Annotated in this window: 25 protein-coding genes and 2 tRNA genes; 11 read left to right on the top strand and 16 right to left on the bottom strand. The window is 62.2% G+C overall.

Features of this window, described 5'->3' with window-relative positions:
* Positions 1–44: 44 nt before the first annotated feature.
* The 8 genes from GRX03_RS17020 to GRX03_RS05125 form a co-directional block, all read right to left on the bottom strand.
* Positions 45–1,415 (bottom strand): FGGY-family carbohydrate kinase, encoded by a 1,371-nt coding sequence (locus GRX03_RS17020; RefSeq protein WP_368278014.1) that lies wholly within the window; start codon positions 1,413–1,415, stop codon positions 45–47.
* An 18-nt stretch (positions 1,416–1,433) separates the two neighbouring features.
* Positions 1,434–1,595 (bottom strand): hypothetical protein, encoded by a 162-nt coding sequence (locus GRX03_RS05155; RefSeq protein WP_159763077.1) that lies wholly within the window; start codon positions 1,593–1,595, stop codon positions 1,434–1,436.
* Positions 1,592–2,392, bottom strand: a complete 801-nt coding sequence (locus GRX03_RS05150; RefSeq protein WP_159763076.1) for a glycerophosphodiester phosphodiesterase — start codon at positions 2,390–2,392, stop codon at positions 1,592–1,594. Before GRX03_RS05150 ends, GRX03_RS05155 begins: the two co-directional genes overlap by 4 nt.
* Complete coding sequence (locus tag GRX03_RS05145) at positions 2,389–3,048, bottom strand: ribulose-phosphate 3-epimerase (RefSeq protein ID WP_159763075.1); 660 nt, start codon at positions 3,046–3,048, stop codon at positions 2,389–2,391. Before GRX03_RS05145 ends, GRX03_RS05150 begins: the two co-directional genes overlap by 4 nt.
* A gap of 247 nt (positions 3,049–3,295) precedes the next feature.
* Positions 3,296–4,414, bottom strand: coding sequence for a glycosyltransferase (locus GRX03_RS05140; protein WP_159763074.1), 1,119 nt, complete (start codon positions 4,412–4,414; stop codon positions 3,296–3,298).
* 8 nt (positions 4,415–4,422) lie between these two features.
* On the bottom strand, positions 4,423–4,638 hold the full coding sequence (locus GRX03_RS05135; RefSeq protein WP_159763073.1) for a CopG family transcriptional regulator: 216 nt from the start codon (positions 4,636–4,638) through the stop codon (positions 4,423–4,425).
* A 99-nt stretch (positions 4,639–4,737) separates the two neighbouring features.
* On the bottom strand, positions 4,738–5,427 hold the full coding sequence (locus tag GRX03_RS05130; protein WP_159763072.1) for a class I SAM-dependent methyltransferase: 690 nt from the start codon (positions 5,425–5,427) through the stop codon (positions 4,738–4,740).
* A 62-nt stretch (positions 5,428–5,489) separates the two neighbouring features.
* On the bottom strand, positions 5,490–6,953 hold the full coding sequence (locus GRX03_RS05125; protein ID WP_159763071.1) for an ArnT family glycosyltransferase: 1,464 nt from the start codon (positions 6,951–6,953) through the stop codon (positions 5,490–5,492).
* 277 nt (positions 6,954–7,230) lie between these two features.
* Between GRX03_RS05125 and GRX03_RS05120 the strand changes: the two genes are divergently transcribed.
* The gene (locus GRX03_RS05120) at positions 7,231–8,625 is read left to right on the top strand and encodes a sulfatase (protein ID WP_159763070.1); all 1,395 of its coding nucleotides are present in this window, start codon (positions 7,231–7,233) and stop codon (positions 8,623–8,625) included.
* A 183-nt stretch (positions 8,626–8,808) separates the two neighbouring features.
* Here the strand turns inward: GRX03_RS05120 and GRX03_RS05115 are convergent.
* A tRNA-His gene (locus tag GRX03_RS05115) sits at positions 8,809–8,879 on the bottom strand.
* Positions 8,880–8,971: 92 nt separating this feature from the next.
* Between GRX03_RS05115 and rpiA the strand changes: the two genes are divergently transcribed.
* Positions 8,972–9,652 carry a ribose-5-phosphate isomerase RpiA gene (rpiA, locus tag GRX03_RS05110; RefSeq protein ID WP_159763069.1) on the top strand — a complete coding sequence of 227 codons (681 nt, stop codon included), beginning with the start codon at positions 8,972–8,974 and terminating at the stop codon, positions 9,650–9,652.
* Between the two features lie 24 nt (positions 9,653–9,676).
* Here rpiA and GRX03_RS05105 read toward each other — a convergent pair whose 3' ends face one another.
* Positions 9,677–9,844, bottom strand: a complete 168-nt coding sequence (locus GRX03_RS05105; RefSeq protein WP_159763068.1) for a DUF1931 domain-containing protein — start codon at positions 9,842–9,844, stop codon at positions 9,677–9,679.
* 139 nt (positions 9,845–9,983) lie between these two features.
* On the opposite strand from GRX03_RS05105, the gene larB reads away from it, so the two are divergent.
* The 3 genes from larB to GRX03_RS05095 all read left to right on the top strand — a co-directional run bounded on the left by larB (position 9,984) and on the right by GRX03_RS05095 (position 12,564).
* Entirely contained in the window at positions 9,984–10,745 is a 762-nt protein-coding gene (larB, locus tag GRX03_RS05100) for a nickel pincer cofactor biosynthesis protein LarB (RefSeq protein WP_159763067.1), read from the top strand.
* Positions 10,746–10,866: 121 nt separating this feature from the next.
* A complete protein-coding gene (locus GRX03_RS17125; RefSeq protein ID WP_449271932.1) occupies positions 10,867–11,016 on the top strand; it encodes a DUF7563 family protein in 150 nt (49 codons plus the stop codon).
* Between the two features lie 150 nt (positions 11,017–11,166).
* On the top strand, positions 11,167–12,564 hold the full coding sequence (locus tag GRX03_RS05095) for a phosphoglucomutase/phosphomannomutase family protein (RefSeq protein ID WP_159763066.1): 1,398 nt from the start codon (positions 11,167–11,169) through the stop codon (positions 12,562–12,564).
* Here GRX03_RS05095 and GRX03_RS05090 read toward each other — a convergent pair whose 3' ends face one another.
* Together GRX03_RS05090 and samp2 are read right to left on the bottom strand one after the other, a co-directional pair.
* Complete coding sequence (locus GRX03_RS05090) at positions 12,565–12,948, bottom strand: GNAT family N-acetyltransferase (protein WP_159763065.1); 384 nt, start codon at positions 12,946–12,948, stop codon at positions 12,565–12,567.
* A complete protein-coding gene (gene samp2, locus GRX03_RS05085; RefSeq protein ID WP_159763064.1) occupies positions 12,949–13,152 on the bottom strand; it encodes a ubiquitin-like small modifier protein SAMP2 in 204 nt (67 codons plus the stop codon).
* Between the two features lie 83 nt (positions 13,153–13,235).
* Here samp2 and GRX03_RS05080 point away from each other — a divergent pair, with 83 nt between their 5' ends.
* Positions 13,236–13,595, top strand: coding sequence for a hypothetical protein (locus GRX03_RS05080; RefSeq protein ID WP_159763063.1), 360 nt, complete (start codon positions 13,236–13,238; stop codon positions 13,593–13,595).
* 254 nt (positions 13,596–13,849) lie between these two features.
* Here the strand turns inward: GRX03_RS05080 and GRX03_RS05075 are convergent, their stop codons facing one another.
* Positions 13,850–15,010 (bottom strand): acyl-CoA dehydrogenase family protein, encoded by a 1,161-nt coding sequence (locus GRX03_RS05075; protein WP_159763062.1) that lies wholly within the window; start codon positions 15,008–15,010, stop codon positions 13,850–13,852.
* A gap of 219 nt (positions 15,011–15,229) precedes the next feature.
* Here GRX03_RS05075 and GRX03_RS05070 point away from each other — a divergent pair, with 219 nt between their 5' ends.
* Positions 15,230–17,200, top strand: coding sequence for a 3-hydroxyacyl-CoA dehydrogenase/enoyl-CoA hydratase family protein (locus tag GRX03_RS05070; RefSeq protein WP_159763061.1), 1,971 nt, complete (start codon positions 15,230–15,232; stop codon positions 17,198–17,200).
* A 40-nt stretch (positions 17,201–17,240) separates the two neighbouring features.
* Here the strand turns inward: GRX03_RS05070 and GRX03_RS05065 are convergent, their stop codons facing one another.
* Positions 17,241–18,011: an SIMPL domain-containing protein gene (locus GRX03_RS05065; protein WP_159763060.1), complete on the bottom strand. Its 771-nt coding sequence runs from the start codon at positions 18,009–18,011 to the stop codon at positions 17,241–17,243.
* A 134-nt stretch (positions 18,012–18,145) separates the two neighbouring features.
* Between GRX03_RS05065 and GRX03_RS05060 the strand changes: the two genes are divergently transcribed.
* A tRNA-Glu gene (locus GRX03_RS05060) sits at positions 18,146–18,220 on the top strand.
* A gap of 77 nt (positions 18,221–18,297) precedes the next feature.
* The gene (locus GRX03_RS05055; protein ID WP_159763059.1) at positions 18,298–18,444 is read left to right on the top strand and encodes a hypothetical protein; all 147 of its coding nucleotides are present in this window, start codon (positions 18,298–18,300) and stop codon (positions 18,442–18,444) included.
* A gap of 57 nt (positions 18,445–18,501) precedes the next feature.
* Here GRX03_RS05055 and GRX03_RS16725 read toward each other — a convergent pair whose 3' ends face one another.
* Entirely contained in the window at positions 18,502–19,359 is an 858-nt protein-coding gene (locus GRX03_RS16725) for a universal stress protein (RefSeq protein ID WP_159763058.1), read from the bottom strand.
* A gap of 77 nt (positions 19,360–19,436) precedes the next feature.
* A complete protein-coding gene (locus GRX03_RS05045) occupies positions 19,437–20,054 on the bottom strand; it encodes a universal stress protein (RefSeq protein WP_159763057.1) in 618 nt (205 codons plus the stop codon).
* 119 nt (positions 20,055–20,173) lie between these two features.
* Between GRX03_RS05045 and GRX03_RS05040 the strand changes: the two genes are divergently transcribed.
* Together GRX03_RS05040 and GRX03_RS05035 are read left to right on the top strand one after the other, a co-directional pair.
* Complete coding sequence (locus GRX03_RS05040; protein ID WP_159763056.1) at positions 20,174–20,605, top strand: universal stress protein; 432 nt, start codon at positions 20,174–20,176, stop codon at positions 20,603–20,605.
* 277 nt (positions 20,606–20,882) lie between these two features.
* Positions 20,883–24,455 carry a molybdopterin-dependent oxidoreductase gene (locus GRX03_RS05035; RefSeq protein ID WP_159763055.1) on the top strand — a complete coding sequence of 1,191 codons (3,573 nt, stop codon included), beginning with the start codon at positions 20,883–20,885 and terminating at the stop codon, positions 24,453–24,455.

The raw sequence follows: 24,455 nt of genomic DNA, 5'->3' as shown, positions 1-24,455 counted from the left end.
AACTCGACAAAAAGGTTTGTCGGGGTCGCCACGCGGGGCCGAGACTACAGTTGTCTGTCGCTTCCGGTCTCGTCCTCGTCCAGTCGTTCGATGAGGTCCGCTCGTCGCTTGAAATTCTCCTTGTTGGACTCGTACAGTTCCCGGAAGAGGTCGTACAGTTCGCTGTACTTCTCGTGACGGTCGGGGTCGGGTTCGAACCGGCGGCTGTAGTCGACAACCTCGTTCGCGATAGACTGCATGTCTTCCTCTCGCGCCTGACTCGCCGTGATGATCATGCACCCGAGCGCCGTGTTCTCCAGTTCTTCGACGAGCAACACGGGCTTGCCTGTCACGTCGGCTTTGATCTGGCACGCGAAGTTGCGCCGGGTCAACCCACCCGCGGCTTCCAACGTCTCGACGGTGGCGTTCGAACGCTCTATCTCCGAGACCATGTGGCGAGTCAAGAATCCGATGCTCTCGAACACGGCGCGGACGAGGTCTTCGCGGCCGTGTTTCCGCTCCAGTCCGAAGAACATGCCGCGGGCATCCGGGTCGTCGAAGGGCGCGCGTTCCCCGAGCAGATACGGCAGAAAGACCACGCCACCCGCGCCGAGAGAACTTTCCCTGGCCTCCGCCTCCATCGTGTCAAACAGTTCTTCGCCCTGCTTCTCGTCGGGATAGAGCGTGGATTTGACCCACTCCAGTAGACCGCCTTCGATGCTGTTCGACCCGCCGACAGCGAGGATATCCGGGCGAGCGAACCGCTGGGCTTTGATCGTGCTCCCAGACAGATCGAGGCTAGCTGTCCCCGGCATCGCCGTCCTTAGTGACGAGCACGTCCCACAGACGTTCGTACCGTCTCCCTCCTCGGTCGGACCCGACCCCCAGAACGCGGCCAGGGCGTCGTAGGTGGTGACGACGAACCGGATATCGGATGGGAGACCGAGTTCGTCGGCGACGGAATCGTCTATGGGACCGATGTCAGTTCCGACTTGCACCACGTCGGGGAGCTGTTCGCTGTCGAGTCCGAGTCGGTCGAGCAGTTCGTCGGGATACCCCGCGTCGCGGTCGTAATAGAACTTCTCGGCGTCGAGGTAGTCGGTTACCGACCGTCCAGTGAACCGTCTGGTCAGGAAACTGTTCGATGACCCGAACGTCTCCGTCTCGGCGAAGACGGTTGGCTCGTGCTCCGACAGCCAGCAGATTTTCGGGAACATATAGCTTGCAGACGCTGAGAAGTTGCTGTTCGTGAACAGTTCGGCGAGGCTGTCGTCTTGGGCAAGGCGGTCAGCCTGTCTTTTGCTTCGTTTGTCGCTGACCAGCAACGAGTCGCACACCGGTTCGCCGGCGCTGTCCGTACAGACTAAATTACAGGACGAACTGGTCACGGTCAGGTATCCGACACGTTTCCGGACTGTGGGGTCGGTAGCCTTCACGAGAGTTCGAGTCGAACGCTACCACTCGTCAGGGTCCTGTTCGACTCTGGCCGCCGAGACCCGAGTCTCGATTTGTTCCGACGCCTCGTCCAGTTTCGTTCCATCGGCGTCGAACGCTATCACTCTATTACTTCGAAGTCCGAGATTGACGACCAGATAGCAGGTGTTGGAGTCACTCATTGTCGCTCTGATATCCGTTCCGGAAAGTCCGTACAGACACCGTCGACACCGAGTCGTTCCAGGGTTTGCCAGATGTCGGCCGGGGAGTCGGCTTTCGGGTGACGCGGATCCGTGTTTGCATGCAGTTCAGGAGAGACACTAATAACCGTTTTGTCCTTCTCGCGAAGTTCTCGAAAGAAGCCGTCCGTGTACAGTGACCCGGTCCACTCGTCAGCCCAGGCGACGTCCCAGCAGTCAAGTTCTCCAACAGCCTCGAAGGGATAGATCGTTGGGTGTTCTTCGTCCGGAAAGTGATCGGACTCGCCGATAGAGAGACCGACCCGAATCGACGGATTCGCGCGCTTGATTGCTCTCGCTATGTTGACCGTCACGTCGAATACGACTATCTGTTCCAGCAGGTCACGGTCGGTCCGGCGGGCCCACCGTTCGAGGGTCTCGACAACGCGCAAAGCCGCTGTTTCGTTGTCAACAGCCTTGAGATGCAGGGCGAGTTCCGCCGACGGTGTCGCCTCGGCAACGAATATTTCGAGGAGTTCGGGTAGTGTGGGTACCACGTGGGGGTTGGCCGAGGGACCAACCTCTACTGTTTTCAGTTCGTCCAGAGAGAGTTGATCGACGGTCGCGTCGACATCGCTCACCCTTCGTAGGTTCCTGTCGTGGAGGAGAACGAGAGAGTCGTCATCGGTCAGACGCAGGTCGGTTTCCAGGCCGAACCCGTCCCGAAGTGCACTCCTGAACGCAGCCAGTGTGTTCTCCGGGGCGGTTCTGTGGTCGCCTCTGTGTGCTAGCACCTTCATGTTCGCCGTCTCGCTTGAGGCTCTTCCGCCGAAACGGTACGCAGTGCGTCGATGGTCTTCACCTCGTCGTCGCTCTGGAAAATCGTCGACCCGGAGACCAGAATATCGGCGCCTGCTCCGACGCACTGTCTCGCGGTTTCGAGCGTTATCCCTCCGTCCACCTCGATCCGACCGTCGAACGTCTCGTCGAGCAATTCCACTTTCTCGAGGACCTCCGGTTGGAACGTCTGCCCGGTGAATCCCGGCGTCACGCCCATGACCGTGATCCGGTTGATCTCCGACAGTTGTGGGCCAAGCCCATCGATATCCGTCTCCGGATTGATCGCCAGTCCGGTGGTGATCCCCGCTGTCTCCGCGCGTCGCTTGAAGGCGCTCACGTCCTCGATCGCCTCGACGTGAATGGTTGCACTATCGATATCGAGCGTCGACACCCGATCAATCAACTCGAGAGGGTTCGCCACCATCATGTGGAGGTCTATCGGAAGGGGGGTGTGACCTTGGAGAGACTCGACGATCGGAAAGCCCATCGAGATGTTCGGAACGAAGTGACCGTCCATGATGTCGATGTGGAGTCTATCGGCAGTCTCGACCGCTGACAGGACTTCCGCCAGATTGGAGAGATCAGACGCAAGTATCGACGGTGAGACTTCTGGCATACTGGCGATTACGTTTGAACCAGCGGCTTATAAATAGTAGGTTCAGGCTACGGTCGGTTCCTCTGTCGTGTTGTGCCGGAGGCGAAAGCTTGGAGCGACCATTTCGGCCTCGCCGTGCCGAACAACCCCGACAGGGGGAGTGGCTGCTGATTCAGTTGTCTCACTCACAATCCTTGACGAGACACACCGGTACAGCGCTCACTCAATAGTATCGACAACGTTGCCGTGGACGTTCTCATACGAGCGGTTAGCGGTCTAGCAGGACAGTCAGGTACTCTCGAGCGATGGTATCGACGGCGAAGTCGTCCGCGCGTTCCTGTAACTCCCGTGCATTCGGTGGGTCATCCAGTTGGGCGGCGATACCACTGGCGAGCGCACGTGGATCACCGACAGGGACTAACTCCCCGTGTTTCCCACCGGAGAGAATTTCTGCCGGTCCGCTCGGACAATCAGTTGAGACGACTGGGCACCCGCAACCGAGTGCCTCGACGATGACGTTGCCAAACCCCTCCCACTTCGAGGAGAGTGCGAAGACATCAGCCTGGTTCATCATCGCGTAGGGATTGTCGACGAACCCGGGCAGGTCGACGATGTCGTCCAGACCGAGTTCCTCGACCAGTGCTTCCAGTTCTGGCCGTTTCTCGCCCTCGCCGCAGATGACGAGTCGACAGGGACGCTCCTCGCGGAGGTGGGCAACCGCACGGAGTAGAGTCGGGAAGTCCTTCTGTTCGGTCAGACTACCGACGCCGATGATCACTGGTAGGTCGTCTCCGAACCACGGATACTCGACGGGTTCGTCGTACATCCCGCGAATCTCGGGTGTCATCGCGGGGTTGTAGACGACGGTTATCGACTCTCGGTCCAGTCCTGCCGTTTCGGCGAGATCGTCGGCGACGCCTTCGGAGATGGCCACCACGTCGTCCGCGTATGGGTAGACTGCTCTGATCAGTCGCGGAAGGGCGAGTTGCTCCCGCCGCATCGCGTGATCGAGGTACGTCGACAGGTGGTTACGCTCGCTGACGACGACCCGCGCATCGACCTGAGAGAGTCGCGTGGCGAGGACAGCGACGATGTTCGCGCGGTTCAGCGCCGAGAGAACGGCATCTGGACAACGATCTCTGAGGTGAGAGATCAGTCCGGGGAGTGCTCCGAGAAGTCCGTACCCGGGCGGTTCTGGCGCGTCGAGGTCAATTAGATCAACTTTCTCGGGGACCTTGTCGAGGAACTTCCCCTCCCTGCTCGCGACGACGAGGTCGACATCCAGTCCCCTGTCGACGAACTCGCTGGAGAGGTCGAGCATCATCTTCTCGGCACCGCCGCCGTGGAGGCCGGGGAGAAACACCGTGATAGACTCCGTTTCTGACATCTGAGTCCTCACTCCAGGTAGCCGAGTTCGCGCAGTCGCTCTCTGACCTCCTCGTCGTCTTCGGCTGACTCGGACTGTCCCTCTAGTTCGGTGAGCAACGAATCGAGGACGTACTCCACGTACTCGGAAACGTCGTCGAACTCACTTTGGTCAGCCCGTTTTTCCACACGGGCATAGATGTCGGAGCCAAGCGTGACCGTCGTGTCATCTCCGTCACCAGCCATTGTTTGAGTGAACGAAACGGCCCTGTTTAGGATTTCTGGTCCGTCGGCAGAGGGTCTTCTCCCGTCCGGACGACGCTTACTGTCCGTATTGTTGTCGGATTATATTCCGAAGCAATTTTTATCCCGGTAAAAGATTGATGTCCGTTGTAAATTCGATGTCACCGGACCCATCCCTTGGAAGAATATCTCTCGAAACCCCCTCTCCTTGAGATATTCGATCCCCTCCCGGTAGTCCTTGTTGAAAGTATCGTCGAAGACGATGACACCGTCCTCAGCGAGGTTGTCAACCGCTCTCTTGGCACACTCCACTCTCTTCGATCCGTCGATAGAGATGACATCGAACGGGTCGTGTTCGCAAATTTGATCGACGTACGCATCACCAGTCTCGTACCGTATCTCGGTGTTCGCAGGCAGTGTCGCGGAAACTTCGTCGTACCAGTATTCGTCGTCCTCTACGCAAACGACCTCCCCGACGTGGCTGGACCACCACCGGGTGGAGTTCCCGCTCCCGTATTCGAATACTCGTAGCTCCTTACCAACTCTCTCAGAGAGGAAATCGATCACTGAATATGGCATCCAAGGCAGGGGGTTTCCGAACTGGTCGACTGCAGCACCCCCGTAGCAGTCGAACCAGGCTCTTGACCGGAGAGGACTGTGGAAGAGAACATCGAGATGGGGCTCGACGCCCAACGCTGTGGCCACCTTCCGGAGATATTTCGGAATCGCGGTTTCGTTTAGCCTCTGAAGTATTCCATCATGATTTTGCCTGTACCTCTCATCACGGACCATACGTAGGCGTACCCACCGACGGTCAAAAACCTCCGGATTGTGGACGTTCTATACGTCCCTGGTTAGATATTAATGAGAAGCTGTAACCCAGCGACAATTACTGCGAGTCGATAAAATATTTCCAGACGAGTGTCTGGGATTCGTCCGGGATTGTCGAGAACTGTCGAGAGTCCAGATAATGCGATAAACGCGAGCGGAATGACAAGAACGATAGTGTGACGCGAGAACGTCCCAGATGCGAACAGCACCCAGACGCCGAACGGAAGAAATGCGGTCAACAGCGCCGCACTGACGAAATGGTGATCTTTCTTCACGTTGCCTCTGGAATACAGCAGGTACCCGACGAACGCTGCCACGAGGACGAGTAACACGGGATTCATCCAGCGACCGTTGTACAGCGTTCCGACGAGTCCGACGAGGTCGTTGTTGAGCGCATCGGCAGGACTCCCCTCTGGACGTCCGCCACCGCCGCTCTGCATATTGTACAACGTGGTCTTGTACGCGGTGTACAGTAACTGTGCGGCGAAATTGTATCCCGCAGCCAGAAACGTCAACGGGAAGGCGAACCACGATCCCGCGATAATCCCCGATTGACGGACGTACTCCTTCAGTCCACCAGCCTCTCGGATCAAGATGATCGCCATCGGGAGCAGTACCAACAGTCCGGTGAGTTTCGTCATCGCAGCCAGCGAGAGGAATATCCCCGTCGCGACGAGATACCGACGACGGCCGGTCTTGATGCCCTTCAGGAAGGCGTAGAGAGTGCAGGCGACGAGGAGGGCGGTAACGATGTCGTAGGGGACCGGCGAGGCGTGACGTGTCCAGATGAACAGGCCCGGAGCGATAGCGACCATCACCGCGCCGAGGCGGCTCAGCCCTTCCTCGAAGTACAGCCTGAACGTGTAGTACCCGACGACAGGGATGAGACAGGCGATGACGACGCCTCCAACGAGGGCGGCCGCCGTCGACTTCCCGAACAGGAGGACAAACGGTGCGATGAACAGCACCGATACCGGCCCGTGTTTCTGGGTGGTGTACTCACCAACGTACTCCGCGAACACTTCGTTGAACGGCACCCACTCCAAACCGCCCATCCACTCGGCGAACGCGTTTGCCGCAGCGTCATCCTGAGTGATATCGAACGGCCAGATATAGAGGTCTTCGTTCTCTGGCGCTGTCTGTGGGAGCGTATTGAATGAACTGAGAAAGTCGACCGGTCCTCGTTCGACGAGATACACTGCCCCGTTGAACAGTCCCCGCTTGTCCAGGTCGAGTGCACGCGTCAACTCCAGAGGCAAGGCGAACAGTCCCAGCGCGAACACCAAAACGCTCGTCAGGAACAGTCCGACGGCGAACTGGCGGGGAGAGAGGTCCATCCATCGGGGGACAGTGAGAACGATTACGGCCAGTACCACGACGAGTGCGCCCAGTGCAATCGGGTCGTACACGAAGTTCCAGTGCTGGTACGTGTAGTTCCAACTCGCATCACGGAAGACGGTCTTTTTCAGTATGTCGAAAATTGTCAACAACAGTCCGAACGCGACAACTACAACCGTAAGTCCGGTCAGAGCGGAAGTGCCCCCGGGGAAAGGTGAACTGCCGCCGGCGAGACCGTCAGTATCCATACTAATTCGAGGAATCACACCGCTTTTATTAAGGCCTTCGGTAGCTGTCCCATCCTCAGCTTAAAATAGCGAGAGAATCTTGCCGTCTGCTCGCGGCGTCTTCGTCGTCACCCTGATCACGGCGGGCGAGGATGTCACCTTCGGAAAGAATTTCTCCGGTGGCCATTAGTTCACGGGTATGGTTAGTCAACCCGATATCGTCTGGGTGACTCTCGACAGCGTCCGTGCCGACCACGTCTCGATGAGCGGATATCGGCGCGACACGACCCCAAATCTCGAACAGATCGTCAACGACGACGGTGGGTCCTACTTCTTGAACTGTTACGCTTCCGGAAACGGCACACCCGTCTCCTCTGCATCGATTCTGACGGGCACGCAACCCTCCAAACACGGCATCGGGAGCGGCAACGAGGTCGTTCCTGACGCACTCCCGACGGTCCCCGAACTGCTCGGAGAGACCGGCTACCTGACGGCGTGTCTCTCCCGGAACTCCTACGTCAGTTCGGGAACGGGACTGGATCGTGGATTCGACCGGTTCAAGTGGATCAGCAGTTCTTCTTTTCTCAGCGAGATCCCGAACCGCACACTTCTGAAGTGGGGAGTGAACCTCCGTCGACACTCTGCTGGATTTACGGCCGACCCGGCGAAACACGCGACACCGTTTCTGATGAACGACATCGCGAAACGCTGGCTAGACGAGTTTGCGAGCGACGACCAGCCGTTTTTCACCTATTTCCACTACAACGAACCGCACCGACCGTACTACCCTCCGCTACCGTACATGGAGGAGTATACAGCGGAGATAGATGCGACGCCGAAAGAGGCCGCCGAGATAGCGATGCGTGTCCACCGGGAGGCGGACGATATCATGGCAAACAGCTGTGCCGACCTCACTGAACGCGAAGTCGCCGCGCTACACGCGATGTACGACGCCGAGATACGATATACCGACGAGTGTATCGGCCGGCTGTTCGACTACGTGCAGTCAATGGACCGCGACGTGATCTTCGTCGTTACCGCTGACCACGGTGAACTATTCGGTGAACACGGCCTGCTTGCACATCGCGTCGTCCTCACCGATCCCGTTACGCATGTTCCCCTGATCGTCCACGGGTTCGACGAGATTGGGGGCGCCACAGACGACATCGTTCAACATGTCGATCTCATGACCACGCTGGTCACACAGGCCGGCGGTGATACCGACACGTTCCACGGTGTTGACCTCCGGCAACAGACTCGCGAGGGAGCCATCAGCCAACGTGGTCCAGAAGATTTCGAGGTGTACCTCGAACGAAATCCGGACTTCGACACGGATCGGTACCACTCCGGATTGCTCACCTCCTACCGGACTCACGAGTACCGGTTTCAGACGAGTGAGGATCGGAGCGAGTTGCTCGTCCCGCCAGATGAGGAAACTGACGTGAGCGCTGACCATCCAGAGACGACTGCTGAGTTCCAGGAGATGGTCGACGAGTGGCTCGAAACAGACGGCCAGCGCGTCGAGAGTACAGAGGAGAGCCAACTCACGGACAACATGCGGTCTCAGCTCCGCGATCTCGGGTACTTGGAGTAATCCGGAACCGAGTAGTGTCACTTCACAAGCATGACGGTCTGGCTCACTCACTTCCTTCAGTGCGAGAGCAGGAGTTCTAAAGTTCATTTCCCTTGCGGCGGACTTTTAGTCCTCACGCTGCTCACGCTTTCACCATTCGCATTCGAGACCTCACGATGTTCGGTCTCGATTTCCCAGGAGAAGGTCCGGGCGCGGGAATCGAACCCGCGTCTTGGGCACCACAAGCCCAAAGGATACCATTACCCCAGCCCGGACACGCACCTGCACGTAACTCAGTGGGACAAATATACGTTACGAACTCGTTCGTCCCGGAAGATTTTATCACAGCGGGCGGAGACAAGCGGGTATGAAACGCGGTGGGACCGACCAGCAGAAACGACGGGCCGCCGAGCGTGCCGTCACGGCCGTCTCCTCGGGGATGGTCGTCGGCCTCGGGACGGGCAGTACCGCCGGGTTTGCAATCGACAAACTGGGTGAGCGAGTCGACGACGGGCTGGAGATCACCGGAATTGCGACCTCCTACCAGTCGCGCCAGCGCGCCCGGGAGGCGGGGATTCCGCTGGTGACCCTCGAAGACGCGACGCCCGATATCGCAATCGACGGGGCGGACCAGATCGCCGGGACGACGCTGATCAAAGGAGGGGGCGCAGCGCACGCACGCGAGAAGGTCGTCGATAGCGCCGCCGACCGACTGCTCATCGTCGCCGACCCGACGAAGGAAACCGAGACGTTGGACCATCCGGTTCCGGTCGAGGTCTTGCCCGACGCGCGACCGACCGTGAGCCGACGGCTCGGAGACCTCGGCGGGGAACCGACACTCCGGAGCGCCGAGCGGAAGGACGGCCCCGTCGTGACGGACAACGGCAACCTGGTCGTCGACTGTTCGTTCGGGGAGATCGAGGAGCCTGCGGCGCTCGCACGGCAACTCTCACAGCTACCGGGCGTCGTCGAGCACGGCCTGTTCGTCGGTCTCGCCGACGAGATCTACATAGGAACGGCTGACGGCGTGGTTCACCGGACAGAATAAAGTTCCCCAGACGGGGAAATCGCCTTACAGGTCGCGCGGCTGGACCGTCTTGCGGTCGTTTGCTTCCGCGCGTCGCGCGGCGTCTTCGAGCAGTTCCTCGACCTCGTCGTCGAGGGCACTGTAGAAGTCCGATGCTACGTTCATGTCGTCGAGCTCTTCTTTCACGGCGGCTTTGACAATTAGGTCTGCCATACAGGCGAGCTTTTTCGAGGATCGTTTATAAGCTTTCCCGTTTCTCTCCGGTTTCGCCGCCTGTGCGGGCCGTTTCGCCGGTGATTTCTGCCGAGGGCCCAACCGACAGCGACGAGTATCCGGCTCCGCTTGTTCCGGTATGCGCGAACTGCTCGAAGCGGTCGCCGACGGAGACCTGTCGCCGGCGGCCGCGGAATCGGAACTGCGCGGGTACGTCACCAGCGACGCCGGCCGGTTCGACACGGCGCGGGCGAAGCGGGCGGGCGTCCCCGAAGTGATTCTCGCGGCCGGAAAGACCACCGAGGAGATCCAGATGCTCGTCGAAACGAGCCTCGCCGGGACCGGACGGGCCATCGTCACTCGCGCGACGGCGACGACGACGGCAGCACTGGAGGAGCAATACGCCAGCGATCCGGAGATGACGATCACAGTCGACGAGCGAGCACAGACGGTCGTCGTACACGAATCGGAGTTCGACCGTCCGGATCTCGACGCGACGGTCGGGGTCGTCACCGCCGGCACGTCCGACGCGATGCCCGCCGGAGAGGCGGCGACTATCCTCCGAGAGATGGGCGCGACTGTCGAACGGGTCGAGGACATCGGTGTCGCGTCGCTCGACCGGATGCTCGACCAGGTGCCACGGTTGCGCGAACAGGACGTACTCATCGTCGCGGCCGGACGGGAAGGTGCCCTGCCGACCGTCCTCGCCGGACTCGTCGACGTACCGATCATCGGACTCCCGATCTCGACCGGATACGGCCACGGCGGCGAGGGTGAAGCGGCGCTATCCGGACTGTTACAGTCCTGTACTGCCCTGTCAGTAGTCAATATCGACGCCGGATTTACAGCGGGCGTCCAGGCGGGGCTCATCGCCCGACAGCTCGACGGTGCGCGGGAGTGACAGAACCGGGATACCGGAGGAAGAATAAATCTTACTGGGACCAGTTTAACATAGTAAGGTACCACCTCTATTTGTATACCTCCACAACAGTTGAACGCCGGCGTAGGCCGGTATGTATACGATGCCACAGTGTGACCATTGCGGCGCGCACGTCTCAGACCGGTTTGCCCGAGTGTTCGCTGACGAGTACGGACGGATTCGGGCATGCCCGAGTTGTTCGGCGAACGCTGGAATCGCCGAGGCGGCGAGAGAGCGCGCCCAAGAGGTGTGAGCGTATCGATCCCGCGGACCCCACCTGGCTGGTACGATCCGTTTCCTGCGGACGGGAGCGATACGGTGCGAGACGTCCACAGTCGGCGGCCGTGTTGACCGCCGCTGTGTTCGCCCGTGTTTTATGTGCAACGCCACAGCAGAGACGAGTATGGAGAGTGACGATCCCAGCGAGGCAATCGAGTTCGGCACTGACGGCTGGCGAGCCGCCGGCGAGGAGTTCACGATGTCACGCGTGCGGGCAATCGGGGTCGCAGTCGCCGCGTTTCTCGACGCCGCAGACCGGTCCGGTCCCGTCGCGGTCGGGTACGACGGCCGAGAGAACTCCCGCGAGGCCGCCGAACAACTCGCCGCCGCCGTCACGGCGAGCGGCCGAGACGTAACGCTGAGCGAGCGCGATTGTCCGACGCCCGTGCTGGCCTGGACCGTCAGGACGGGATCGTACGTCGGCGGTCTGATGGTCACCGCGTCGCACAATCCCCCGGAGTACAACGGCGTGAAGTACATCCTCGGTGACGGCACCCCCGCCCGCCCGAACGTGACCGACGAACTCGAACGGCGACTTACTGGGAGAGCGCCGCCGCAGGACGCCGCCGGCGAGACGAGCGAAGCGACGTTCACTGACGCGTACGCAGATCACGCGCAGTCGTTCGTCGACGCCGACCTCGACGGTCTGCGGATCGGCTACGACGCGATGCACGGCAGCGGTCGGGGCGTGACGGACGAACTGCTCGAACGCGCCGGTGCGGATCTCACCCGGTTCCGATGCGAGCGCGACCCGACCTTCGGCGGGGGTCCGCCGGAACCGGTGGCCGAACGCGCCGAGGAACTGACCACCCTCGTCGACGAGGGAGCGGTCTCGCTCGGCCTGATCAACGACGGCGACGCCGATCGCCTCGGAGTTATCACGCCCGAACGGGGCTTTGTCGACCCCAACGTGTTGTTGACCGTACTGTACGAGTACCTGCTCGATCACGAGACGGAAGCCGGCGACGTCGTCCGGACGGTTTCGACGAGTAGTCTCGTCGACCGGGTGGCCCGGAAGGCTGGCCAGAGCGTCCACGAGACGGCGGTCGGATTCAAGTGGGTCGCCGAGGCGATGGTGGAACACGACGCCCTCGCCGGCGGCGAGGAGAGCGGCGGCTACGGAATCGGCAGTCACCTCCCGAACAAGGACGGTGTGCTGTTGGCGCTGGTCCTCTCGGCGGCCCACGCCGAACGGCCCATCGACGACCGGATCGACGCGCTGCTGGAGCGCCACGGGACGATTGTACAGGACCGCCGGAGCCTCGACTGCCCGGACGAGCGAAAGGCCGCCGTCATCGACAGCCTGGAAGGGACTGTCCCCGACCGCGTTGCGGACCGTGCGGTCGCGGAAATACAGACCGTCGACGGGTTCAAGATCCGACTCGACGACGACAGTTGGGTGTTGATTCGGCCGTCCGGAACCGAGCCGAAACTGCGCGTCTACGCCGAGGCGGACTCCCAGCGCCGGGTCGAGGAGTTACTCGACGCCGGCGAGACGCTACTTCGCCCGCACCTCGACTGATCAGGCGGTCCACTCCCCGGTCAACCGACCGCCGCTCTCGTCGGTGATCGTGAAGCCGACGGCCTCCCAGAACGGCCGGACACCGGGATCACACTCCGCGATCAGACGCTGACTGGACTGCTGTGCGTGGGCGACGAGCGCCCGTCCGACTCCCTGGCCGCGTCGACCCGGGCGAACGGCAATCGCCCTGATCGTCGCCCCGTCGAGGACGAGCGTCCCGAGTATCGGAGCGTCGGTCCCGTCCGGACGGTCCGGGAGGGCGACGAGAACCGCTCCCCGGTCGATTGCCGCGCGGATCCGGTCGCTGTCGGTTCGCAGCGCCGCGGCGTCGAGAATACTCAGCAGTTCCGTGTACTCCGGCGGTGCCGCCTCCCGGACGCGCATCTATCCGCCCTGGATCAGTCTGACGACCTCGACTCGCTCCACGTCGCTGTCGACGGCCTGGTCCTCCGGAACGGGCCGGCCGTCGACGAGCACCGACACCTCGTGTTTGCTCACGTCGAACGGGGCGAGCAGGTCCGCGTACGTCTTGCCGGCGGCGTCGACCTCGTGGCTCCCTTCGCCGGCCAGTTCGACGGTAACGGTCATTACCGGGGATAGCCGCTTGAGCGGTTTGAGCGTATCGCCTCGCGGGACACAAGCTTGAAACTGGCACAGCCCTACGCGGTCGTATGGGCTTCGAGGAGTTCAACCGCGAGGAGATTCCGACAGAGGGGGTGAGCATCGGGGGCGACGACGACTGCGACCACGAGACATACCGGCGGTACGGCAGCGATGTCGGCGGAAACATCTATTTTCAGTGTACGAGCTGCTCGAACGTGATTCTCAACTACGACACGACGGACTCGCGGGGGCGAGAGCCCGAAGAACTGGCCCGCGAAAGCCCCAACGACGACGGGCCGACGCCCGACCCGCTGGTGACCGGCCTGTCCGTCGACTCCGACGACTCCGACGACGCGCGCCGTCCCGAGGGCGACGAGAGCGAGAGCATCCTCTCCGTACTCGTCGCGTCGATCAGGCGACGGCTCTAACGGAGAGACGAGAAAGCGAAAAAGACCGGGAGAACGGGTTACCCGGACTGTTGGTGGCAAGGCGGCCAGACGTGAGTCCCCAGCATGCCGGACGGTATCTGGCATGGTCAACGCCCGGCAACTGGTGTTTGTCGGTCCAGAGGGATGTGTTGCCTCCCGCAACTTCGAGGTAGTTTAAGTACCCGCGGCGGACACGAGTCGAGAGAAGAGAACAGAACTGCCAAGAACGGAGCGGATCCGCTCGGTGCCGACCGTCAGGCCATTCCTTTGCCCTGCAGTTCGCGGGCGATGATGTTCTTCTGGATCTCGGTGGTGCCCTCGTAGATCTGGGTGATCTTGGCGTCGCGGTAGAACCGCTCGACGTCGAAGTCGTCGACGTAACCGGCCCCGCCGTGGATCTGCAGCGCCTCGTTTGCCACGTCGACGGCGACGCGGGAGCCGTATTCTTTGGCCATTGAGGCGAGTTTCGTGAGGTTGGCGTCGGAGTCGTTCTCGACGGCCCAGGCGGATTTCAGCGTCAGCAGGCGTGCGGCCTCGATTTTCGTGAACATGTCTGAGAGTTTGTGCTGGATCGCCTGGAACTCCCCGATCGGTTGGCCGAACTGCTCGCGTTCCTCGGCGTACTCCAGGGCGCGCTCGGCGGCCCCGCGGGCGATGCCGACGCCCTGTGCCGCGACACCCGTTCGGGTAGCGTCGAAGAACTGCATCTGCTGGAGGAAGCCAGCGCCCCGCGTGCCGACCAGATTCTCTTCGGGCACGCGCACGTCGTCGAAGATCAACTCGGCCGTGTCAGAGGCGCGAATACCCAGTTTGCCCGTGATCTTCTCGGCCTCGAATCCGTCGCGGTCGGTCTCGATGATGATCTGGCTGAAACCGTTGTACCGGCCCTGGGCGTCGGGATCGGTCTCACACAGCGCGACGACGTAGTCTGCGACGGTCCCGTTGGTGATCCACATCTTGTTGCCGTTGATGACCCACTCGTCGCCGTCTTTCTCGGCGCTGGTCGAAATCGAGGACACGTCAGAGCCGGCGTGTGGTTCGCTGATCGCCGCGCCGGAGATCATCTCGCCGCGGGCGACCGGTTCGAGGAAGCGCTCTTTCTGCTCTTCGGTGCCGAACTCCGTGATGTTCTCCGTCCCGAAGGAGGTGGAGACCAGACAGAGTGCGATACCGGGGTCGGCGGCGAACAGTTCCTCGCTGATGATCATCGATTCGAGCGTCGAGTAGCCGGCACCGCCGTACTCGATCGGGATGCGAGCGCCGAGCAGCCCCATCTCGGCGGCCTTGTCGACGACTTCGTGGGGATACTTCTCCTCGCGGTCGTACTCCGATGCGACCGGCTTCACCTCGTTCTCTGCGAACTTGCGCACTTCCTCGCGGATCTGCTCCTGCTCCTGTGTAAGTCCAAACTCCATACACGCTTTGGATCGACTGGATACGTATAACGGTTTTTACACGGTTGTGAACGGGCGGCGAGTTGTCGTACGGTACCGCCGCACTCACCGGGTTGTGGTACACCGTACGGCCGACGCGGGTTCCCGGGTGCGAAAAACGGCAGTGAACGGATTTTCTGTTTGTACAGCGACGAAAGACAACGTTGAAGCCACGTCCGCGGGAGTATACGAGGTGTAACCATGGAACTTGCAGACGTCGACACGATCACGGTTCTCGGTGCCGGGACGATGGGTCACGGGATCGCCGAGGTAGCGGCACTGTCGGGCTATTCGGTGAAGATGCGCGACATCAAAGAGGAGTTCGTCGAGGACGGCTACGAGCAGATCACGTGGTCGCTCGACAAACTGGCCGAGAACGAACGCATCACCGAGGAGGAGGCCGAGGCCGCAAAGGAGAACGTCACCCCGCTGGTCGACATCGAGGAGGCGATGGAGGGAAGCGATGTCGTCATCGAAGCGGCGCCGGAGAACATGGACATCAAGGCCGATGTCTACGAGGAGGTCGTCGAGTACGCCCCCGAACACACGGTGTTCACCTCGAACACCTCCTCGCTGTCGATTACCGACCTCTCGGAGTTGACCGACCGCCCCGAGCGGTTCTGCGGGATGCACTTCTTCAACCCGCCGGTTCGGATGGATCTCGTCGAGGTCATCCGCGGCGAACACACCAGCGACGAGACGATGGATCTCATCGAGGATCTCGCGGCGGACATGGGCAAGACGCCCGTCCGCGTCCGCAAGGACGAACCCGGCTTCATCGTGAATTCCATTCTCGTTCCGCTGATGAACGAGGCCTGTTGGATCGTCGAGGAGGACGTTGCGACCATCGCGGAGGTCGACTCCTCGACGAAGTACGGCATGGGGCTGCCGATGGGGGCCTTCGAGCTGGGCGATCAGGTCGGCAACGACGTGACCTACCACGTGCTCGAATACATGCACGAGGTGCTCGGTGCGGCCTACGAGCCGTGTCCGCTGCTGGCGGAGACCGTCGAGAACGACCACCTCGGCAAGAAGACCGGGAAGGGCTTTTACGACTACGAGGACGGCGAGGGCGCGGACGTTCCGGCCGATCAGGTCCGCGAGGACGTGCTCGACCGTCTGTACGCGGTGCTCGCAAACGAGACCGGCAAACTGATCCAGAAAGACGTCGCGCCGCCGGAAGACATCGACGAGGCGGTGACCCTCGGCGCTGGCTTCCCGAAAGGCCCCGCGAAACTCTGTGACGAGGAAGGGCTGGACGACGCTATCGCGACGCTCGAAGAGCTACAGGAGAGCAGTGACGCGACCCGCTACGAGGTCAGTGACGGACTTCGCGACGCCGCCGAGGAGGGCGGCTTCTACGGAGCCGACGAGGAAGACGACGCGGTGGAGTTCGAGACCATCCGCGTCGAGTACCCGACGGAGATGGTCGGCCAGATCGTACTCGACCGCCCTCACCAGCTCAACACGGTCAACCCCGAGATGCTCGACGAGTTCGGCGAGGCCGTCGATATGCTCGACGACGACGAGGACGTGCGTGCGATTCTCGTCACGGGCGCGGGCGACCGCGCGTTCAGCGCGGGCGCGGACGCGATGAGTATGGCCGGCTCGGCCAACCCCATCGACGCCATCGAACTCTCCCGGAAGGGCCAGGAGACGTGGGCCAAACTCGAAGACGCCTCGGTGCCGACGGTCGCGGGAATCGACGGCTTCGCGCTCGGCGGCGGGATGGAACTGGCCGCCTGCGCGGATCTCCGAATCGCCACCGAGCGCTCCGAACTCGGCCAGCCGGAGTTCAACCTCGGTCTCCTGCCGGGGTGGGGCGGTACGCAGCGACTCAAAAACCACATCGGCGAGAGCCGCGCGAAGGAGGTCATCTTCACGGCCGAGCGCTACGAGGCCGAGACGATGCACGAGTGGGGATTCGTCAACCGCCTCACCGACAAGGACAGTTTCGAGGAGGACGCGGTCGAACTCGCCGCCGACCTCGCCGCCGGCCCGCCGCTGGCGATGGAGTACACGAAGAAGGCGATGCACGCCGGCCGTGACGACACCGAGGCCGGTCTCGAAACCGAGGCCTTCGCCTTCGGCCATCTCATCGCCACGGACGACGTGATGGAAGGCGTCACGAAGATCCAGAGCGACGAAGAGCCCGAGTTCGAGGGCAAATAACGGCCGCACTGGACGGTTTTTCCGGTTCAGCTGTTCCCGATCAGTCCCGCACGGCACCGTACGTCACGTCGACGGTGTAGCTGACCGACACCGACCCGGGAGCGATGCTCGTCGGCGGGCCGCCACCCCCGGCGTCTTCGGCCTGCGCCCGGTCGAGTTCGATGGGACGGTAGCTACGCTGTGCGGCGTCGATAGCCGTCGGGCTGGTGACGTTCAACCCGCTCTCGCCGGCAATCGTCTCGGCCTGACTGCGGGCGTCCTGAATCGCGTTCTCGATAGCCGTCTCCCGAAGTTGTTCGCGGCGCTGGTCGGACAGCGTCAGCGAGATGCCGCGGATTTCCGCGCCGGCACCGGCAGCGACATCGACCACCTCACCGGCGGCGTCGGGGTCGTCCACGGTGATCTCGAACGCGTGTGTTCCCGCGTACGCGGGCACCTGCTGTTGTTCGCCTCTGGGGCGGCGCGGCTGCCGGATGTCGTACTCCGTCGTCTCGTACTCGACGCCGAGTTCGTCGAGTGCAGCCGTCAACTCCTCGCTGCCGTTCGCGAGGGCGTCACGGACCGTTCCGACAGTCTCCCCTTCTGCCGTCACCGCGACACGGACCACGGCCTGGTCGGGTTCGGCTTCGGCCTCCCCCGTCGCGGTAACGCGAATCGTTCGCTCGGTGTCGTCGGTCGCGTTCGTCGCCTCGTCGGGCGACTCCTGTGCGGCCACGCCCGTCGTGCCGCTGAATGCGGCGACGGCACCGACGCCGACGACGAGCAGTGCTACTGTCACGGCCACTCCGACTGCGGTCGTGTTGCGTTGCATACAGCTATACCGTCGGAAGTATCACTGATATACAATCTGGTGACTCAAAGAGAGATCTAACCCGTGGCAACGGCTGTCGTTTCCGGGGAGAAAGGCAGGGTTTATTATCCACTACCCCCGACTGAAGAGTGTACGCTCGGTTGGTGTAGTCCGGCCAATCATTTTGGCCTTTCGAGCCGAAGACCGGGGTTCAAATCCCCGACCGAGCACATTCCTACGGAAACTGACCTCCGGCAGCCGCGGCCGTGAGTCAGATATATTGAGTCCGACTGGCTTACTTCGGGACGTGAACGTCGAATTCGAGTGTGTCGTCTGCGGCGACACGGCGGTCGCAACGGTGGACAAGGAGGACGTTCCGGCCGGTGACGACCCGCTCAAGACGCTCCGGGAGTGCCCGCACTGCGGGATGGAGACGATCTGGATCGAGGCCTGACCTGACGGGCCACCGGCCGACCCGCAACGTCGGGTTTTTGCCGGACCGAGAGCCTCGTTAGTCGTCCGACTCTCTCACGACGGTCACCGATGTCGGTGCTCGACGGACGACGGTCTCCGCCACGCTACCCATGATGAGCCGGGAGAGACCGTCGCGGCCGTGACTGCCGATCACGATGTGATCGACCGCGGCCGTCTCGGCGTAGTCGACGATCGCGGGCGCGGGATCGCCGCTGACCGTTTCGACATCGATCGGGCGGGCCGCCCGGCTCTCTGCCTGTTCGAGCAGATCGGTCGTGTGTTCGTCGAGCCGGTCGACCCAGTTTTCGAGCGACCCGGAGACGGGGTCGTCGTCGGCTCCGGTCACTTCCGGCGGCGGATACACCGCGTAGACGACCGTGATCTCGGCGTCGGGATACTGACCGAGAGCGTACTCCAGCGCCGCCGTCGCGGGGTCCGAGCCGTCGAACGGCACGAGCACGCGCTCCGGACTGCCACCCGCGGGAGGGTGACGGACGACGGTGACCGGCACTGACGCCCGCCTGGCGACCGCCTCCGCCACGCTGCCGAGCAGGAGACGTTTCGCTCCGTCCCGGCCGCGACTGCCGACGACGACGTGGTCGACCCCGCGGTCGGCAGCGACGCGCAGTATCTCGTGGGCCGGCCGACCGTGGCGGACGACGTGTTCGACCGGGCGATCCGCCGGGATCGACTCGCTTGCCGTCTCCAGCATCGACTCCGCGCGGTCGAACTCCTGGCGGTACTGTGCCCGAGTGTAGCCGGCCGCATCGGTGTAGTTGCCGACGGGTTTGACGACGTACACGAGCAACAGTGGCTGGTCGGGAAACGAGTCGACCGCCGTCTGTAGGGCGTACTCCGACTGGTCCGAGCCATCGTAGGCGACGAGAATGCTCATACCGCTCGGTACGCGAGCACCGGACAAGAGTGGGTGGGGTGATTCCCAGCAGACCGAGGTCCGGGCGTCGGGACGGCTCAGTCGATGACGCTGGTCCGCTGGGTCTCCGGATCGAGGTAGACGAGAAGCTCTCGGCCGTCGGCCCGGGCGTGGATCACCCACACGGTCAGTTGGCGGGTCACGTCGGTGATCTCGGCGTCGTATCCGGCGTCCGCGAGCGCCTCGCGGGCGAGGGACTCCGCGTGCTCGCCGTCCTCGACGGTCACGTCGGTCTCGGGGAGTCGCACGGTCATGACCGGGACCGTGGCGTGGCGGACGAGTCGCTCGGCCACACTGCCGAGCACCTGCCGTCTGACGCCCGACCGGCCGTGCGTTCCGGAGACGATGAGATCAGCCTCGATCTCGTCGGCGTACTCCAGAATCGTCTCCGCGGGGTCGCCGTCGAGTACCGCTGTCTCGGCGTCGACGCCGTGCGCATCACACATCCGTTCGACGCTCCGGACCGCCTTCTGCCCTCGTTCGTCGAGGGCGGCACGGTCACGTCCGACGTCCGTCAGCAGCGAGGTGACATCTGAATCGACGACGTGTAGCGCGTAGACCGTGGCGTCGTACTGTTTCGCGAGATCGATCGCCTGGAGCGTGACGTGTGCCGTTCCGGTGCTCCCGTCGGTCGGGTGGAGGATACGCTCGTACATACTGGATCGTCGACGGGCAACGGCAAAAGCGGCTGCGCGCGTTCCCACTCCACCGGGATCGACCGCGCTGGCCGTCGCAAACCGAAAGGCGTGTGTAGCCACCGGAGGTACCGACACGTATGTACGACGATATTCTCGTGCCGACGGACGGGAGCGACTCGGTGATGTCGGTCCTCGATCACACCACGGACATCGCGACGAGACGGGACGCGACGGTACACGTCCTGTACGTCATCGACGATCAGGCCTTTCTGACACTGGACGACGAGATGAAAGACGAGGTGCTGGCGGAGATGCAGGCGGAGGGCGAACAGGCGCTGGACGCCGTCACCGAGGAGACCGAGACCGCGGGACTGGAGACTGTCACCTCGATTCGGCGGGGGCGGCCGGCCGAGGAGATCGTCGACTACGCCGAGACGGCGGGCATAGATGTGATCACGATGGGCACGCAGGGCGACGACTACACCGAGAACATCCTCGGCAGTACGTCCCAGAAGGTCGTCACGCAATCGCCGGTACCGGTGCTGACTGTCGACGTTTCCGGGGAGTAGAACGCCCCGAGCACTCTCTTCTGTCGATTTCAGGGCGTTCTCATCCATCTGAAAACGGTTCTCCATCGGCTGGGAACAGTTCTCCACCAGTTGCAAACACTCCCCTATTTTAATCCACCCCGATATTTGGGCAAATTCCGACCCCCTTCTCAAGGGGCGGGAATCAAATACAGGTCTTCATATAGAGGGGTCAAACGAACTGCTGTAACCGATATGACTACCGAACAGGCACCCCGGATCGAGTACAGCAGTTCGGCCGATGGGAGGTGGTATCTCTATGTCTGATAGTGAGGGAGACGACGGTGTGCTTCCGTTCTCCAGACGTGAGATCCTCGGCGGTGCGGCGAGTACTGCGACCTCCGTCGGGTTGGGTTACCTCGGCTATCGGCGCTTCTCCCGTGAGGACGAGGGTGGCGGGTCGAGTTCCGACGGCGGCGACGAAGGCGACCCCCTCGCGGACGTCCGGAACCCGCTCGCAGAACACCCCAACCGCGACTGGGAGTCGCTGTATCGGAACCACTACGAGGTCGACAACAAGTTCATGTTGACCTGCACACCCAACGACACGCACAACTGTTATCTGCAGGCCAACGTGAAAAACGGGGAAGTCACCCGTCTCGGCCCGTCGATGAACTACGGCGAGGCCGAGGACCTCTACGGCAATCAGGTCTCGGACCGCTGGGACCCACGGGTCTGTCAGAAGGGGCTGGCCATGATCGAACGGTTCTACGGCGAACGGCGGGTCAAACAGCCCATGGTCCGCAAAGGGTTCAAACAGTGGGTCGAAGAGGGCTTCCCCCGCGACGACGACGGATCGATGCCCCAGGAGTACGCCAACCGCGGCGACGACGACTGGGTCGAAGTCGATTTCGATACGGCCTACGACCTCGCCGCGCGGACCTTCGCCGAACTCGCCGAACACTACAGCGGCGAGTCGGGGATGCAGAGTCTCCTCGAACAGGACTACGACGAACGCGTCGTCGAGGAGACCCAGGGCGCCGGCGTCCGGACGATGAAGTTCCGCGGCGGCATGCCCCTGCTTGGTGTGACGAAACTGTTCGGCCAGTACCGCAACGCCAACTCGATGGCGCTTTTGGATAACCACGTCCGAGACGTGAGCGAGGATGAGGCCCTCGGCGCAGTCGGCCTCGATAACTACTCGTTCCACACCGACCTGCCGCCGGGCCACACGATGGTCACCGGCCAGCAGACCGTCGACTTCGACCTGATCAACGCCGACTACGCCGATCACATCGTGCTCGCGGGTCTCAACTGGATCTGTACGAAGATGGCGGACTCGCACTGGCTGACCGAGGCCCGTCTGAAAGGCTCGAAGATCACCGGGATCTATACTGACTACAACGCCACGTCGACGAAATGTGACGAGTTCATCAACGTCCGGCCGGCGACCGACGGCGCGCTCTTTCTCGGGGCTGCTCGGGAGGTCATCGACCGCGAACTCTACGACGAGGAGTACGTCCAGAAACACACGGACCTCCCGCTGCTCGTCCGGGTCGACGACAAGAAGTTCCTGCGGGCCAGCGACCTCTTCGAGAACTACGAACACGAAGATCTTGCGAAGACCGACACTGTCGAAAGCGACGAACAGCGCCCCGGCGCGGACGTGACGGATCTTGACACGCAGATCATCACCGAAGAGCACCGTCGCGAGTGGGGTGACTTTGTCGTCCGCAACGACGAGACCGGCGAGTTCGAGGCGATCAGCCGCGACGACGTCGGCGACGACTTCGACGTGACTGCCACCCTCGAAGGCAGTTTCGAGGTCGAACTCGCCAGCGGCGAGACCGTCGAGGTCCGGCCCGTCTTCGACCTCATCAAAGAACACCTCGACGAGACCTGGGATCCCGAGTCGACGGCGGAGGTCACCGGCTCCGATCCGCAGTCGGTCGTCAACCTCGCCGAGGACATCGCGGCCAACAAGCAGGAGACGCTGATCCTCACCGGGATGGGGCCGAACCACCACGCCAACTCCGACAACAAGGACCGGGCGATCTTCCTACTCGCCAGTCTGACCAGAAACGTCGGTTACCAGTCCGGCAACGTTGGCAGCTACTCCGGCAATTACCGGGCAGCGCTGTTCAACGGCCTCCCGCAGTACATCCAGGAGAATCCCTTCAACATCGAACTCGATCCAGAATCCCACGTCGACGTCGACCGGCGCTACGACATGCAGTCGGCACACTTCTATACCAACCTGGACAAGCCGCTGAAAGTCGACGGCGAGTACTTCCAGGGCGACAGTCACATGCACACGCCGACGAAGTCGATCTGGGTGTCAGGGTCGAACTCGATTCTCGGGAACGCGAAAGGTGCCTACAAGATCATCGAGAAGGCGCTCCGTGAAGGTAAAATAGAAGCGTTCTTCTGCAACGAGTGGTGGTGGACGATGACGTGTGAGTACTCCGACATCGTCTTCCCCGTCGACTCCTGGGCTGAGAACCACGTCCACGACATCACGGCCTCACCGACGAACCCCTTCGTCAACGTGATGCCGGAGACGGAACTGGATAGCCGGATCTACAACACCCGCAACGACACCCAACACTACAAGGGTGTCGCCCAGAAGCTCGCCGAAATCACCGGCGACAGCCGCTTCGAGGACTACTGGGCGTTCATCGACGAAGACGAGTACCGGGCCAAACCGTACATCCAGCGGATCATCGACAACTCGAACAGCGTCAAAGGGTACGATATTGAGGATCTGCTGGAGAAAGCCCGCGAGGGCACGCCCGGCATGACGATGACACAGACGTATCCGAAACACATCGGCAACGAGCAGACTCAGGACGACCGACCGTGGTACACCAAAACCGGGCGCCTGGAGTTCTTCCGCGAAGAGCAGGAGTTCGCCGAGGCGGGCGAGAATCTTCCGCTGCACCGGGAGCCGATGGACGCGACCCCGTATGAACCGAACGTCCTCGTCGACAACAGCGATAGCCCGGTGATCGATCCCGACACACCGGAGGACCGCGGCTGGGACAGCGACGCAGTGGCGCGGGACACCAGCGACCGACAGGTCCGCAACGTCGTCTACTCACCCAGTGAACTCACGGATACTACCCACCCGCTGATGGACGTCGAGGACGGCTACGATTACATCTACATGACGCCGAAGTACCGCCACGGCGCCCACACCTTCGCCAACGCCCTGCCGAACATCGCGGTCTGGTGGGGTAACTACGGCGACATGGATCCAGAGGATGACCGCAAGCCGTACATCGGCGAGGGCTACATCGAGATGAACCCACAGGACGCCCGTGACGAAGGCTTCGAAGATGGCGACTACGTGTGGGTCGACGCGGACCCGAGCGACCGGCCGTACCCCGGCGCGGAGAAAGACGACGAGGACCATTACACTCGCGCGATGATGCGGGTGCGCCATCAGCCCTCAATTCCGCGCGGCGTCACGCGTAGCTGGATGAACCTCAACCAGACCAGCCACACCACCTACGAGGCCCAGCAGGACGACGACAGCGAGTGGGCCAAAAACGACCGGACCGGCTACGTCTCGCTGTACCGCCAGGGCGGCCACCAGTCGATGACGACGACGTGGCTGCGCCGTACGTGGCTGACCGACACGATGCCCCGGAAAGATCAGTTCGGACAGAACCTGGACGAAGGCTTCGAGGCCGACGTTCACGCCGCAAACGGGGCGCCGAAGGAATCGTTCGTCAAAATCGAGAAGGCGGAAGACGGCGCAGCGGACGGCGAGGGCCGCTGGCGGCCCGACGACCACTTCTCGGACGTCCTCAGCATGCGACCGGGCTACGAGAACGACGCCATGCTGCGCTACATTGACGGCGGCTACATCAACACCCGAGGTGACTAA

Source organism: Halovenus carboxidivorans (assembly GCF_009831575.1).
Lineage (GTDB): Archaea > Halobacteriota > Halobacteria > Halobacteriales > Haloarculaceae > Halovenus > Halovenus carboxidivorans.
This window is presented reverse-complemented; position numbering and strand designations above follow the sequence as displayed.

What these genes read in the sequence shown, in the direction of transcription:
- GRX03_RS05155 (WP_159763077.1), bottom strand. Translation starts at nt 1,595, where the DNA reads ATGAGTGACTCCAACACCTGCTATCTGGTCGTCAATCTCGGACTTCGA.
- GRX03_RS05150 (WP_159763076.1), bottom strand. Translation starts at nt 2,392, where the DNA reads ATGAAGGTGCTAGCACACAGAGGCGACCACAGAACCGCCCCGGAGAAC.
- GRX03_RS05145 (WP_159763075.1), bottom strand. Translation starts at nt 3,048, where the DNA reads ATGCCAGAAGTCTCACCGTCGATACTTGCGTCTGATCTCTCCAATCTG.
- GRX03_RS05140 (WP_159763074.1), bottom strand. Translation starts at nt 4,414, where the DNA reads ATGTCAGAAACGGAGTCTATCACGGTGTTTCTCCCCGGCCTCCACGGC.
- GRX03_RS05135 (WP_159763073.1), bottom strand. Translation starts at nt 4,638, where the DNA reads ATGGCTGGTGACGGAGATGACACGACGGTCACGCTTGGCTCCGACATC.
- GRX03_RS05130 (WP_159763072.1), bottom strand. Translation starts at nt 5,427, where the DNA reads ATGGTCCGTGATGAGAGGTACAGGCAAAATCATGATGGAATACTTCAG.
- GRX03_RS05120 (WP_159763070.1), top strand. Translation starts at nt 7,231, where the DNA reads ATGGTTAGTCAACCCGATATCGTCTGGGTGACTCTCGACAGCGTCCGT.
- rpiA (WP_159763069.1), top strand. Translation starts at nt 8,972, where the DNA reads ATGAAACGCGGTGGGACCGACCAGCAGAAACGACGGGCCGCCGAGCGT.
- GRX03_RS05105 (WP_159763068.1), bottom strand. Translation starts at nt 9,844, where the DNA reads ATGGCAGACCTAATTGTCAAAGCCGCCGTGAAAGAAGAGCTCGACGAC.
- larB (WP_159763067.1), top strand. Translation starts at nt 9,984, where the DNA reads ATGCGCGAACTGCTCGAAGCGGTCGCCGACGGAGACCTGTCGCCGGCG.
- GRX03_RS17125 (WP_449271932.1), top strand. Translation starts at nt 10,867, where the DNA reads ATGCCACAGTGTGACCATTGCGGCGCGCACGTCTCAGACCGGTTTGCC.
- GRX03_RS05095 (WP_159763066.1), top strand. Translation starts at nt 11,167, where the DNA reads ATGGAGAGTGACGATCCCAGCGAGGCAATCGAGTTCGGCACTGACGGC.
- GRX03_RS05090 (WP_159763065.1), bottom strand. Translation starts at nt 12,948, where the DNA reads ATGCGCGTCCGGGAGGCGGCACCGCCGGAGTACACGGAACTGCTGAGT.
- samp2 (WP_159763064.1), bottom strand. Translation starts at nt 13,152, where the DNA reads ATGACCGTTACCGTCGAACTGGCCGGCGAAGGGAGCCACGAGGTCGAC.
- GRX03_RS05080 (WP_159763063.1), top strand. Translation starts at nt 13,236, where the DNA reads ATGGGCTTCGAGGAGTTCAACCGCGAGGAGATTCCGACAGAGGGGGTG.
- GRX03_RS05075 (WP_159763062.1), bottom strand. Translation starts at nt 15,010, where the DNA reads ATGGAGTTTGGACTTACACAGGAGCAGGAGCAGATCCGCGAGGAAGTG.
- GRX03_RS05070 (WP_159763061.1), top strand. Translation starts at nt 15,230, where the DNA reads ATGGAACTTGCAGACGTCGACACGATCACGGTTCTCGGTGCCGGGACG.
- GRX03_RS05065 (WP_159763060.1), bottom strand. Translation starts at nt 18,011, where the DNA reads ATGCAACGCAACACGACCGCAGTCGGAGTGGCCGTGACAGTAGCACTG.
- GRX03_RS16725 (WP_159763058.1), bottom strand. Translation starts at nt 19,359, where the DNA reads ATGAGCATTCTCGTCGCCTACGATGGCTCGGACCAGTCGGAGTACGCC.
- GRX03_RS05045 (WP_159763057.1), bottom strand. Translation starts at nt 20,054, where the DNA reads ATGTACGAGCGTATCCTCCACCCGACCGACGGGAGCACCGGAACGGCA.
- GRX03_RS05040 (WP_159763056.1), top strand. Translation starts at nt 20,174, where the DNA reads ATGTACGACGATATTCTCGTGCCGACGGACGGGAGCGACTCGGTGATG.
- GRX03_RS05035 (WP_159763055.1), top strand. Translation starts at nt 20,883, where the DNA reads ATGTCTGATAGTGAGGGAGACGACGGTGTGCTTCCGTTCTCCAGACGT.